Origin of the sequence: Micrococcus sp. HG099 (genome assembly GCF_024723355.1) — a bacterium.
Lineage (GTDB): Bacteria > Actinomycetota > Actinomycetes > Actinomycetales > Micrococcaceae > Micrococcus > Micrococcus endophyticus.
The window spans coordinates 1-11,775 of the sequence record NZ_JANQCJ010000070.1 but is presented as its reverse complement, the minus strand read 5'-3'; the positions used below and the strand labels follow the sequence as shown (position 1 = coordinate 11,775).

At 74.5% G+C, this 11,775-nt stretch carries 12 protein-coding genes and 1 riboswitch; of the genes, 5 read left to right on the top strand and 7 right to left on the bottom strand.

Features of this window, described 5'->3' with window-relative positions; all coding sequences use genetic code 11:
• Positions 1 to 7 precede the first annotated feature (7 nt).
• Positions 8 to 604 (top strand): sugar MFS transporter, encoded by a 597-nt coding sequence (locus NWP10_RS07485; RefSeq protein ID WP_258300418.1) that lies wholly within the window; start codon positions 8 to 10, stop codon positions 602 to 604.
• Here the strand turns inward: NWP10_RS07485 and NWP10_RS07480 are convergent.
• The 3 genes from NWP10_RS07480 to NWP10_RS07470 are packed head-to-tail and all read right to left on the bottom strand — an operon-like array spanning position 601 to position 3,742.
• Positions 601 to 1,287, bottom strand: coding sequence for a cation transporter (locus NWP10_RS07480; protein ID WP_258300417.1), 687 nt, complete (start codon positions 1,285 to 1,287; stop codon positions 601 to 603). The genes NWP10_RS07485 and NWP10_RS07480 overlap by 4 nt on opposite strands.
• A 2-nt stretch (positions 1,288 to 1,289) precedes the next feature.
• On the bottom strand, positions 1,290 to 2,363 hold the full coding sequence (locus NWP10_RS07475; RefSeq protein WP_258300416.1) for a GNAT family N-acetyltransferase: 1,074 nt from the start codon (positions 2,361 to 2,363) through the stop codon (positions 1,290 to 1,292).
• Positions 2,360 to 3,742 (bottom strand): glycine--tRNA ligase, encoded by a 1,383-nt coding sequence (locus tag NWP10_RS07470; RefSeq protein WP_258300415.1) that lies wholly within the window; start codon positions 3,740 to 3,742, stop codon positions 2,360 to 2,362. The genes NWP10_RS07475 and NWP10_RS07470 overlap by 4 nt, the downstream gene beginning before the upstream one ends.
• 140 nt (positions 3,743 to 3,882) lie before the next feature.
• Here NWP10_RS07470 and NWP10_RS07465 point away from each other — a divergent pair, with 140 nt between their 5' ends.
• Positions 3,883 to 4,128 carry an RNA-binding S4 domain-containing protein gene (locus NWP10_RS07465; protein ID WP_017489549.1) on the top strand — a complete coding sequence of 82 codons (246 nt, stop codon included), beginning with the start codon at positions 3,883 to 3,885 and terminating at the stop codon, positions 4,126 to 4,128.
• A gap of 12 nt (positions 4,129 to 4,140) precedes the next feature.
• Here the strand turns inward: NWP10_RS07465 and NWP10_RS07460 are convergent, their stop codons facing one another.
• Complete coding sequence (locus NWP10_RS07460) at positions 4,141 to 4,842, bottom strand: alpha/beta hydrolase (protein ID WP_258300414.1); 702 nt, start codon at positions 4,840 to 4,842, stop codon at positions 4,141 to 4,143.
• Positions 4,843 to 5,004: 162 nt separating this feature from the next.
• On the opposite strand from NWP10_RS07460, the gene NWP10_RS07455 reads away from it, so the two are divergent.
• Positions 5,005 to 5,922, top strand: coding sequence for an SGNH/GDSL hydrolase family protein (locus NWP10_RS07455; RefSeq protein WP_375162469.1), 918 nt, complete (start codon positions 5,005 to 5,007; stop codon positions 5,920 to 5,922).
• Positions 5,923 to 6,050: 128 nt separating this feature from the next.
• Here the strand turns inward: NWP10_RS07455 and NWP10_RS07450 are convergent, their stop codons facing one another.
• Positions 6,051 to 7,181 carry a homoserine O-acetyltransferase gene (locus NWP10_RS07450; protein ID WP_258300413.1) on the bottom strand — a complete coding sequence of 377 codons (1,131 nt, stop codon included), beginning with the start codon at positions 7,179 to 7,181 and terminating at the stop codon, positions 6,051 to 6,053.
• The gene (locus NWP10_RS07445; protein ID WP_258300412.1) at positions 7,178 to 8,530 is read right to left on the bottom strand and encodes a bifunctional o-acetylhomoserine/o-acetylserine sulfhydrylase; all 1,353 of its coding nucleotides are present in this window, start codon (positions 8,528 to 8,530) and stop codon (positions 7,178 to 7,180) included. The genes NWP10_RS07450 and NWP10_RS07445 overlap by 4 nt, the downstream gene beginning before the upstream one ends.
• Before the next feature lie 130 nt (positions 8,531 to 8,660).
• A riboswitch (SAM riboswitch) is annotated at positions 8,661 to 8,775 on the bottom strand.
• Between the two features lie 164 nt (positions 8,776 to 8,939).
• On the opposite strand from NWP10_RS07445, the gene NWP10_RS07440 reads away from it, so the two are divergent.
• Positions 8,940 to 9,590 (top strand): VOC family protein, encoded by a 651-nt coding sequence (locus NWP10_RS07440; RefSeq protein WP_258300411.1) that lies wholly within the window; start codon positions 8,940 to 8,942, stop codon positions 9,588 to 9,590.
• Between the two features lie 23 nt (positions 9,591 to 9,613).
• Here the strand turns inward: NWP10_RS07440 and NWP10_RS07435 are convergent, their stop codons facing one another.
• Positions 9,614 to 10,528, bottom strand: a complete 915-nt coding sequence (locus NWP10_RS07435; protein WP_258300410.1) for a type II CAAX prenyl endopeptidase Rce1 family protein — start codon at positions 10,526 to 10,528, stop codon at positions 9,614 to 9,616.
• 132 nt (positions 10,529 to 10,660) lie between these two features.
• Here NWP10_RS07435 and NWP10_RS07430 point away from each other — a divergent pair, with 132 nt between their 5' ends.
• Complete coding sequence (locus NWP10_RS07430; protein ID WP_258300409.1) at positions 10,661 to 11,734, top strand: phosphotransferase; 1,074 nt, start codon at positions 10,661 to 10,663, stop codon at positions 11,732 to 11,734.
• Positions 11,735 to 11,775: the final 41 nt, after the last annotated feature.

Here is an 11,775-nt window from a genome sequence, read left to right as displayed (position 1 = left end):
CTAGGAGTTGTTTATAACGGACGTCTCCCCCGCCACGCCCCGCGCGGCCGCCTGGCTGGCCCTGCTCCCCGTGACGGTCGTCGCGATGGCGGGCTTCGGCGTCGAGGAGTTCGGCAACGCGTGGACGGCCCTGTTCCTGCAGTCGGAGCGCGGCCTGGACGTCGCGGCGGCCGGCCTCGGCGCGAGCACGCTGCTGCTCGCCCAATTCGTCGGGCGCCTCGTGGGCGACCGCGTGCTCCACCGCCTCGGGCGCCGCCGCACGCTGGCGGGCTCGCTGGCCGTCGTCGTGGCGGCCCTGGTGCTGGTGCTCACCGCGCCGGCCATGCCCCTGGTGTTCGTCGGGCTCGCCCTGGCGGGCCTGGGCTGCGCCGTCGTGGTGCCCACCGCCTACGCACTCGGCGACGAGGTCCCCGGGCTGCCGTCGCGGACCGGGCTGGCCGTGGTCAGCTGGCTGATGCGCCTGGCCGGGATCGCCCTGAGCCCGCTGGTCGGGCTGCTCGCCACCGGGATGCCGCTGCCGGCCGCCCTCGCGGTGTTCCCGGCGCTCGCTGTCCTCGGCCTGGTGGGCACGGGGGTGGTGGGCCGCCGCCGGCGCCGCCCCTAGTCGTCGTCGAACTCGCCGGCCAGCGCCTTCGCCGCGAGCCGCTCCTCCGTGGCCGCCTCCCAGACCTCCTTGGCCGCCCCGGCGTTGAGCAGCACGAGCAGCAGGCCGACGATGATGTCCGCCCAGCCCGAGGCCGTCAGCGCCGTGGCGCCCGCGAGCCCGATCAGCACGACGCCGGCGATCAGGTCGTTGCGGGCTGCGAGCCAGGCCGCGCGGGTCATGGAGCCGCCCTGCTCGCGGAAGCGGGACAGCAGGCCCACGCACGCCGCGTTGACCGCGAGCGAGCCCACCGCCGCCCACAGCAGGGCCCCGGCGGCGGGCGGCTCCGGGTCGCCCATCTTCACGGCGGCGAGCACCAGCGCGGCGACCGCCGGCAGCAGGATGATCCCCGCCATGGCCTTCCCGACGGCGGCCCGGCGGGCCAGCGGCCAGCCCAGCGCCAGGAAGATCAGCAGGTTGACCGCGAAGTCCTCGAAGAAGTCCACGGCGTCCGCGGCGAGCGCCACCGAGCCGATCGACGCCGCGACCGCGAGCTCCACCACCAGGTACGCAGCGTTGAGCAGCGCCACGACCAGCACGGTGCGGCGCAACGCCGCCGCGTGGCCCGCGTCGGTCACGGGGTCGGCGTCGCGGCTCACGTCGTCGCCGAACCCGTGGCCCGCGTCGTGGGCGTCCGGGGCCATGGTCAGCGGCCGGCGTCGTCCACGAACACGTAGGTGTCCACGAGCGTGCGCGCGGCGTTGCCGCCGATCAGCCCGTCCACGATCCGCTCGAGCGGGGCCATGGCCTCGTCCACCTCGACCTGCACGGGGTGCTGGGCCACGAGGAGGGCGAGCAGGTCCGCCACGGACTGCAGCGCGTCCTCCTCGGACAGCTCCGGGTCCCAGCCCACGAGCACGTCCGCCGGGGCCTCCTGGCGCTCGGGCGTGTAGGACACCGCGAACGCACGGATGCGCCCGCCCTCGGCCTTCGGGGCGTCCCGCAGCACGACGGCGCCCGAGGCCCCGGTGGCCGGGCCCAGCAGCAGCTGCTGGGCGGCGCCCACGCTCATGGCGGAGGGGTCCCAGGCGTGCACGGCGTCGTAGAACGCGGCCACCGCCTGGGTCAGCTCGACCGAGCCCGTGGAGGCCTCCTCCAGGACGACGTCGTCCGGCCGGTCCTCGTCGCGCACGTCGGGCAGCCCGATGGCCCCGGGGGCCACGGCCACGCGTCGCGAGCGCTGCACAGGGGTGAACCCCTCGGCGGCGAGGAAGGCCTCGGTGCCGGCGGCCAGGGCGGCGGTCTGGGCGCGCACCGCCTCGGTGTTCACGCCCTCCTCCACGGCCGTGCCGGGCACCAGGGCGTCCTTGGCGAACCGGGCCTTCAGGGCCGCCGTCGGGACGGTGCCGGCCGCGTGCGCCTCGGCGGCGAGCCCGCGCAGGGCCGCCACGAGGGCGCGGCCGATGCCGCGCCGGCGCTCAGGGGCCGCGGTCTCCACGTACAGCCACAGCCGCTGCGGGTGCAGCGACGAGGCGTAGACGACGCCGGCCGCCACCGGGACGCCGGCGTCCTCGGCCACGAGCGCGCGGCGCCAGGGCCGCTCCGCATCCTCGGCGAGCATCGCGCGGTCCTGGTGCTGCTGCGCGTTGGCGGGGTCGCCCCACACCTGCAGCAGCGCCAGGTCGTCCCCGGCGCGCCACGGCCGCAGCACGACCTCGCCGCCGCTCACCGCGGCGGAGTCGAACAGCGCACCGGCGTCGTCGTCGTATGCGCCGCTCACTTGACCACGCGCTCCAGCAGGTAGGACTTCACCTGGGACAGGGCCACGCGCTCCTGGGACATGGTGTCCCGCTCGCGGATGGTCACGGCCTGGTCCTCGATGGTGTCGAAGTCCACGGTGATGCAGAACGGCGTGCCGATCTCGTCCTGGCGGCGGTAGCGGCGGCCGATGGCGCCGGAGTCGTCCGTCTCGATGTTCCACAGCGCGCGCAGCTCGGCGGCGAGCGCCTGCGTGACCGGCTGCAGCTCCGGCTTCTTGGACAGTGGGAGCACGGCGGCCTTGACCGGGGCCAGGCGCGGGTCCAGCTTCAGCACCGTGCGCACGTCCGTGCCGCCCTTGGCGTTGGGGGCCTCGTCCTCGGCGTAGGCGTCCACGAGGAAGGCCATCATGGCGCGCGTCAGGCCGAAGGAGGGCTCGATCACGTAGGGCGTGTAGTGCTCGTTGTTGGCCTGGTCGAAGTACTGCATCTTCGTGCCGGAGTGCTCGGTGTGGCGGCCGAGGTCGTAGTCCGTGCGGTTGGCGACGCCCATGAGCTCGCCCCAGCCGTCCCCGCCGCCGAAGCCGAAGCGGTACTCCAGGTCGATGGTGCCGTCCGAGTAGTGGGCGCGCTCCTCCTCGGGCACGTCCAGGCGGCGCAGGTTCTCCGGGTCGATGCCCAGGTCGATGAACCAGTCCCAGCACGCCTCCACCCAGGTGTCGAAGTGCTGCTTGGCCTCGGCCGGCGGCACGAAGTACTCGATCTCCATCTGCTCGAACTCGCGGGTGCGGAAGATGAAGTTGCCGGGGGTGATCTCGTTGCGGAACGCCTTACCGATCTGGCCGATGCCGAACGGCGGCTTCTTGCGGGAGGCGCCGAGCACGTTGAGGAAGTTCACGAAGATGCCCTGGGCGGTCTCGGGGCGCATGTAGTGCAGCCCCTCCTCGTTGTCCACGGGGCCGAGGAACGTCTTGACGAGGCCGGAGAACATCTGGGGCTCGGTCCAGGCGCCCTTGGTGCCGCAGTCCGGGCAGACGATCTCGTCCATCGACGCGGACGGGCGGCCCTTCTTGGCCTCGAAGGCCTCGAGCAGGTGGTCCTGGCGGTGGCGCTTGTGGCACTGGGTGCACTCGACCAGCGGGTCCGTGAAGGTCTCCACGTGGCCGGAGGCCTCCCACACGGCGCGCGGCAGGATGATGGAGGAGTCCAGGCCCACCATGTCCTCGCGGGAGCGCACGAAGGTCTTCCACCACTCGGCCTTGATGTTCTCCTTCAGCTCCACGCCGAGGGGCCCGTAGTCCCATGCGGAGCGGGAGCCGCCGTAGATCTCACCGGCCTGGAACACGAAGCCTCGGCGCTTGGCGAGGTTGATGACGTTGTCCAGCGGGGACTTGGCAGCCATGGGGGCATCACTTCCGTACTCATCGGCGGGGCGGGAGGGGATCACGACGACGACGGCGCCCGTCCGACTGGCGGCGTCGGGCCCGTTCCGGCGCGGCGCGCCGGTCGATCCCGTCCAGCCTACCGGCCATGATGGACACCATGACCGAGACGAACGCACCCGACGCCCGTCCCCTGCCCATCCGCGACGCCTCCATCCGCCTGGGGCAGGCCCTCAAGCTCGCCGCCCTCGTGGAGGACGGCGCCATGGCCCGGGACGTGGTCCAGGACGGCCTGGTGACCGTCAACGGTGCCGTGGAGACCCGCCGCGGGGCCCAGCTCAAGGACGGGGACGTGGTGGAGTTCCACGGCGAGGCCGTGGTGATCGAGGCCGGCTCCGCCTCCTGAGCGCCGGCGTCCTCAGCGCACCATGTGCTCGAGGTACTCCTTCACGTGGCCCAGCTCCTGCTGGTTGATCGCGTGCGGCAGGCGCGCGTAGACGATCTTCATCAGGTCCACGTGCGCGTTGAGCCAGGCGTGCGAGGCCTCGACGCGGGCCTCGGAGATGATCGGGTCGTCCTGGCCGCGGCCCCAGAACACCTTGGGGCGGACACGGGCGACCTCGTCGTCGCCGTCGAAGAGGCCGGCCAGGCCGGACTCCTCGCGGGTCGGGTCCACCACGAACCCGGACAGCGCCACGGTGGCGGCGTAGGCGGTCGGGTCCAGGCGCAGCAGCGACGTCGCCAGTGCCATGCCCTGCGAGAAGCCGAGCAGGGACACGGTGCGGAAGCCCTCCCGCATCGAGCCGACCCACGCGTGCAGGTCCTCGATCGCGGTCCGGACGGACGCGGCGTCGGAGCCGATCTCGCCGGTGACCGGATCCTGGGAGAGCGGGAACCAGGCGTAGCCGCCGGGCTGCAGCGTCATCGGGGCGCGCACGGCGGCCACGGTGAAGCGCTCGGGCAGGTGCGGGACGAGGCCGAACAGGTCATCCTCATTGGCGCCGTAGCCGTGCAGCAGGATCAGCAGGTCCTCAGTGCGCTCGCCCTCGGGGTGGGACCAGCGGACGGTGAAGGGGGCGGTCTCGGAGGACGGTGCGGTGTTCGCCGTGTCGTTGTTCACCGCGCCAGGCTAGCCACCCCCGCTTTCGCTCGGGAAATCGTCGTCACCATGCGGGCGGAATCGCCCGATGGCGACGATTTCCCGAGCGAAAGCACCGGCGGGGGTGGCCGGGGCCGGCGGGGCCGGTTGACCGACGACGACGGCGCCCCCAGAATGCTACTCGTGAGTAACCAGCAGGAATCCGCCCCGCAGCACCCCGCCGCCGCCGAGGCCGAGCCGCCGGCCGACGTCGTGACGCGCGCCGAGACCGCCGCCCATCCGTGGCGGCGCTACGTGGCGATCGGCGACTCCTTCACGGAGGGCATCGGCGACCCGGACCCGGACCGCCCCGGCTACCACCGCGGCTGGGCCGACCGCGCCGCCGAGGAGCTCGCGCGCCGCACCCCGGACGGCGAGGACCTGGCCTACGCGAACCTCGCCGTGCGAGGGAAGCTGCTGGACCAGATCGCCGCGGACCAGGTGGAGCCCGCGCTCGCACTGCACCCGGACCTCATCAGCGTGTGCGCCGGCGGCAACGACATCCTGCGCCGCGCCGACCCGGACGACGTCGCGGTCCGGCTGGACGCCGTCGTCGAGCGCCTCTCCGCGGACGGGGCCACCGTGCTGCTGTTCAACGCCACGGACACCAAGGACACCCCCGTGCTGGGGCGCATCCGCGGCACCGTGGCGATCTACAACGAGAACGTGCGCACCGTCGCACTGCGCCACGACGCCCTGGTGGCGGACATGTGGTCCCTCAAGGAGCTCGCCCGCCGGGAGATGTGGGCCGAGGACCGGCTGCACTTCTCCGCCATGGGCCACCACACGATCGCCGCGATGGTGCTGGACACCCTCGCCGTGCCGCACGGCCTCGAGCCGCTGCGCCCGGAGCCGGCCGCGCCGCGCACATGGCGTCAGGCCCGCGCGTCGGACGCGGCGTGGGCGCGCACCCACCTGGCCCCGTGGGTGGTCCGGCGCATCCGCGGCGTCTCCTCGGGCGACGGCGTCAGCGCCAAGCGCCCGGTGCCCGCGCCGCTGTTCGGCGCCGAGATGCCCCACGGTTCGGACCCCACGGAGCCGCTCGACGTCGTCGCGCGCTGAGCCCCTCCCGGCACCCCCGGCGCCCCGCCCCCACCGGCGTTTTCGTTCGGGAAATCGTCGTCACCATGGCGGCGAAACGGCCGCGTAGCGACGATTTCCCGAGCGAAAGTCCAGCGGGGTGGGCGGGGTCAGAGCGCGAGGGAGTCGCGCAGGGCGTCGGCCACCTGGCCGTACTCGGTGAGGAACCCGTCATGGCCGATCGGCGAGACGATCGTGTGCACGGGCGGCCGCGCCGGCAGTACCGCGGCGAGCGCCTGGGACTCGGCGGGCAGGTACAGCCTGTCGCTGTCCACGGCCGCCACGAACGCCCGGCCCCGGTACCCCGCGAGCGCCGCCTCCACGCCGCCGCGCCCGCGGCCGACGTCGTGGCCCATCAGGGCCTCGGTGAGCAGCAGGTACGAGTTCGCGTCGAACCGGCCGGTGAGCTTGGTGGCCTGGTGGTCCAGGTAGGACTCCACGGCGTAGCGCCCGCGCCCGCCGGGCACCCCGACGACGGCGCCGAACGGGTCCTCGGCAACCTGCGGGCTCCGGCCGAAGCGGTGCTCCAGCTCGCCGGCGGTGCGGTAGGTGGTGTGCGCGATGCGGCGGGCGATCCCGAGCCCGGCCGCCGGGCCCGCGCCCTCGTAGTAGTCCCCGCCGAGGAACCCCGGGTCGAGGCGGATCGCCGCGGTCTGCGCCTGCCCCCACGCGATCTGGTCCGCGGAGGAGCGGGCGGTGGCCGCCAGCACTCCGACGCCGGCCACGCGCTCGGGGTGCGTCGCCGCCCACTCGAGGGCCCGGGCGCCGCCCATGGAGCCGCCGATAACGGCCTGCCACGCGCCGACGCCGAGGTGGTCGGCGAGGCGCCGCTCGGCCTCCACCGCGTCCCGCAGGGTCAGGAACGGGAAGCGCGAGCCCCACGGCCGGCCGTCGGCGGCCGGCGAGGACGGGCCGGTGGAGCCGTGGCAGCCGCCCACCATGTTCGGGGCGACGACGAACCACCGGTCCGTGTCCACGGCGCGGCCGGGCCCCACGAGGGCGTCCCACCAGCCCGGCGTCGGGTCGGCGGCGTGCGCGGCGACGTGGGAGTCGCCCGTGAGCGCGTGCAGGACGAGCACGGCGTTGGAGCCATCGGCGTCCAGCTCGCCCCACGTCTCGTAGGCGAGCTCGACGTCCGGGAGCACCCCGCCGGTCTCCGTGCGCAGCTCCCCGATCCGCAGCCGGTGGCGGCCGCCCTCGGGCAGGGCCGCGCGCGGCGGCCGGCTCACGGTGGCCGTCACTCCCGCTCCCCCGCCGAGGCCGCCGCCGCGAAGCCGCGCTCGAGGTCGGCGAGGATGTCCTCGAGGTCCTCCACGCCGAGCGAGAGCCGCACCAGGCCGGGGGTGACGCCGGCGGCGCGCTGCTCGTCGTCGGTGAGCTGGGAGTGGGTGGTGGAGGCCGGGTGCACCACGAGCGAGCGGACGTCGCCGATGTTGGCCACGTGGTGGTGCAGGGTGAGTCCGTCCACGAACGCGGCGCCCGCCTCTCGGCCGCCGGCGATCTCGAAGGACACGAACGCGCCGGCCCCGCGCGGCAGGTAGCGCTGCGCCCGCTCGTGCCAGGGGCTGGACTCCAGGCCGGCGTAGACCACCTTCTCGACGTCGTCGCGACCCTCCAGCCAGCGCGCCACCGCGGCCGCGTTGGCCACCTGCCGCTCCATGCGCAGAGACAGGGTCTCCAGGCCGAGGTTCACCAGGAAGGCGTTGAACGGGGAGATGGCGGAGCCGTAGTCGCGCAGCAGCTGCACGCGCGCCTTGAGGATGAAGGCCAGGTTGGCGCCGAGCGGCGAGCCCACCCCGAGGTCCCGGGCGTAGACGAGGCCGTGGTAGGACTCGTCCGGCTCGTTGAAGCCGGGGAAGCGCTCGGCGTGCTGCGCGTAGTCGAACGTGCCGGCGTCGACGATCACGCCCGCGATGGCCGCGGCGTGCCCGCCGAGGTACTTCGTGGCGGAGTGGGTGACGACGTCGGCGCCGTGCTCGATCGGCCGCAGCAGGTACGGGGTGGCCAGCGTGTTGTCCACGATCAGCGGCACGCCGGCCTCGTGGGCGGCGTCGGCGACGGCGCGCACGTCCAGGACGTCCCCACGGGGGTTGCCGAGGGTCTCGCCGAAGAACGCCTTGGTGTTCGGCCGGACGGCGGCGCGCCAGGACTTGAGGTCGTCCGGGTCGGTCACGAACGTCGTCTCGACGCCGACCTTGGCGAGGGTGTGCTTGAACAGGTTCTGCGTGCCGCCGTAGAGGCTGGCCGAGGCGACCACGTGGTCGCCGGCGCCGGCGAGGTTGAGGATCGCGAACGTCGTCGCCGCCTGACCGGAGGCCAGCAGCAGCGCGCCGACACCGCCCTCGAGCGCGGCGATCTTCTCCTCCACCGGGCCCTGCGTCGGGTTGCCGATGCGGGTGTAGAGCGGGTCGAGGTCCTTGAGGGCGAACCGGTCCGCGGCCACCTGGGCGGACGGGAAGTCGAAGGAGGTGGTCTGGAAGATCGGCAGGGCGGTCGCACCGAAGGCGTGCTGACCGGGCGCGGCGCCCGCGTGGACCTGCGCGGTGGAGAAGCCCCAGGCGTCGGGGGTCGGGGTGGTCTGGTCGGTCATGGCGGACCCTCCTGAAGGGTTCAGGGGCCGGACCCGTCCGTCCCGCCCGCCGGCCGACGTGCCGATCCGGGAACCGGCTTCGTCGAGGTGCCGGAGATGACCCGGCGCCGTCGAGAGGGGCCGTGGGAGCGGCCCGCGCTTGCCGGCGCCCGTGCGGGACCGGCCTGGTCGTCACCCGGGGCACCCCACCGCGGAAGGAGGGTTGCCGGCCAGCATGCCGGGGCCTGTTGCTGGCTCTCGTGACCGTATGACCGAGTGTAGCCGTCCGCTCCGCCACGATTTCGTCACGCGTGTCACACGCGGATACGCTCTCCGCACGGGGGAGCCCGACCCGTCAAGGGCTCGACGCCCCCTCGACTCGCACCAGGTCAACCCCCGGGGTAGCCCGGGAACGGAGAGGAACAGCGCAGTGCACACCTGTCGCATGGACCACGTGTCCTACGCCGCCGGCCCCGAGGGCCTGGACGCCACGGTCGCCCGCATCGCCGAGACGCTGGGCATCGAGCGGATCAAGGGCGGTGTCCACCCCCGCTTCGGCACCCAGAACGCACTCTTCCCCATGACGGAGGGGCAGTATCTGGAGGTCGTCGAGGCCCTGGACCACCCGGCCTCCCTCAGCGCGCCGTTCGGCCAGCTCGTGCGCGCCCGCACCGAGCAGGGCGGCGGCTGGATGAGCTGGGCCGTGTCCACCACGGACATCGGCCGGTTCGAGCGCCGCCTCGGCCGCGAGGCCGTCCCCGGCAACCGTCGCTTCCCGGACGGCCGCGAACTGTCCTGGCGGCAGATCGGCATCAAGGGCACCCTCGCGGACCCGCAGCTGCCGTACATCCTGCGCTGGGCCGACGGCCAGGAGGACATGCACCCCTCGCAGGCGGCCGAACCGCAGGCCACCATCGAGCACCTGAACATCGCCGGCTCCCCCGAGCGCCTCGCCGAGTGGCTCGGCGACGACGAGGACGGGCAGGTCCAGGACGTGAACATCGAGTACGTCGCGCCCTCCGGCATCCCGGGCATCGTCTCGGTCACCTTCCGCACCCCGAAGGGCGAGGTCACGCTCTGACGCATCCGGCGCGGGCGGGCCGCTCAGCCGAGCAGGCCTGCCCGCGCCAGCAGCGGGTAGCCCACGAACCCGACGGCGTCGAGCAGGAAGTGCGCGACCACCAGCGGCATCACGCGGCGCACCCGCAGGAACACCAGCACGAACACCACTCCCATCAGCGCGTTGCCGATGCCCGGCCCCACGCCCTGGTACAGGTGGTACGCCCCGCGCAGCAGGGCCAGCGCGAGCAGCGCCGCCCCCACGCCCGTCGGCAGGAACAGCCCCTCCGGGGTGGTCCAGGACGACGACGGCGCCCCCGGCAGGCGCGTGGGCGCGGCCGGCACCGCGGGCACCGGGTCCCGGTCCAGCCCCGCCGCCTTCAGCCGCTGCAGATAGCCGATCCGGTCGACGAGCCAGGCCCCCACGATGACCTCCTCGAGCAGCGAGTGCCGCAGGGCCGAGAGCAGCAGCACGGGGATCTGGTACCAGCTCTCGCCCATCGCGTTGGCGACGATCGCCGTCGTCAGCCCGAGCGCCCGGCCGGCGGCGTAGACGCCGAGCGTGCCCATCCCGATCACCGCGAACAGGCCGACGCCCCAGGCGAGGTCCCGGCCGGGGCGGCGCAGGTCCAGGCCGAGGGTGCGGAACGGGTTCCGGCCGCGCAGGTGCATCAGGTGCAGCACGAGCAGCACCGGCACGAGCGCGAACGCGATGCCGAGCAGCTGGTAGGTGAGGTCGAAGGCCCAGCGGTCGTCCACCGTGGGGTTGAGCACGGTGGTCTGGTCCCCCAGCGGGGCCTGGGTGGCCTTGTCGATCAGCTGGACCACGGCGTACATGGCCGAGCGGCCGAGCGAGAGCCCGAGGACGATCGCGATCTCCCAGCGCACCGTCCGCGCGGACGGGGCGGGGAGGGCGGTCGGAACGGGCGAGGCCGGCGCGGGCGGGACGGGGCGGGACATGCGCACCAGTATCCGCCGGAGACACGGCCTTCGCCCGCCGACGCGGGGCGGCGTGCGGGGTTGCGTGCTCAGCGGCGTGCGGGGCCGACGGCCGTCGTCGGGCCGGCACGAGCGTGTGCCTACCCTGGGGGCATGGCCTCCGACCCCGTCGACTCCGAGCTCGAGCTGGTCCACCGCGCGCTGGGGCGCCTGCGCCCCCACGTCTCCCCCGCCGACGCCCGGGCCCTCCACGAGGCCGACTGGTCCGCCGGCACCGTGGAGGAGGGCGGCCAGTTCCACCGGGTGCTGGTGTGCGCGGGCGCGGGCGTGCTGCGGATGACGCGGGCCCACGAGGTCGGCGCTGCCCCGGCGGCCCGGTGGTCGCCCGAGCGGGACCCGGCGCGGCAGCTGGGCCGGCGCATGGCGTTGCTGGACGGGCTCGACGCGGCGCTGGCCGAGCAGGGCGTGGCGTGGACGGTGCCGGTGGCCCTCTCGGACCCGGTTCCCGCCGGCACCGGGGCCGCCGTGCTGCAGCGCTACCTGCCCGGCGGCCCGCATCCGCCCCACGAGGGCGACCCCGCCGTGCTGCGCCGCCTCCTGGACGAGATCGCCGCCGTGGACGTGGCGGACCCGCGGATCGCCCCGCACCTGGGCCGTCCCTTCTCCTTCCGCGGCCCGTGGACGGCGCAGCGGGCGGAGCACGTGGCCGGGATCCCGGGGCGGCTCGCCCCGCGCCTGGGCGCCTGGCCCGGGGACGACGTCGACGCGCGGACGGGGGCCGACGCCTGGGCCGACGCGGTGGCCCGGGTGACCCGCGCGGTGACCGCGTGGACCGAGGAGCCGCCCGTGCCGCCGTCGTTGGTGCACGGCGACCTCGCCGGCCACAACATGCGCTGGCGGGCCGTGCCCGCGGCCGACGACGCCCCCGGCGAGGTCCGCTGGGAACTGGCCGGGGTGCTCGACTGGGACCTCGCGTGCGCGTGGGACCCCGCCCTCAACGTGGCCTATCTGAGCCTGTGGCACGGGGAGGATCAGGTGGAGCGCCTCGCCGTCGACGCGGGCGAGGCGGCCCGCGCCCGCGTGTGGCTGGGCGCCATGGCCCTCGAGACCCTCGACGACGCGGCCGCGCGGGACGAGCTCGTCGGCGGGCTGCCGAACGGCTCGTGGCGACGGTTGCTGCGCAAGGCCCTCCCCCGGGTGGCGCGGGCCCTCACGGCCCTGGGCTGAGCTCCCCCTCTTGCGTTTCGGGCGACTTGTCGGGGGTGTTT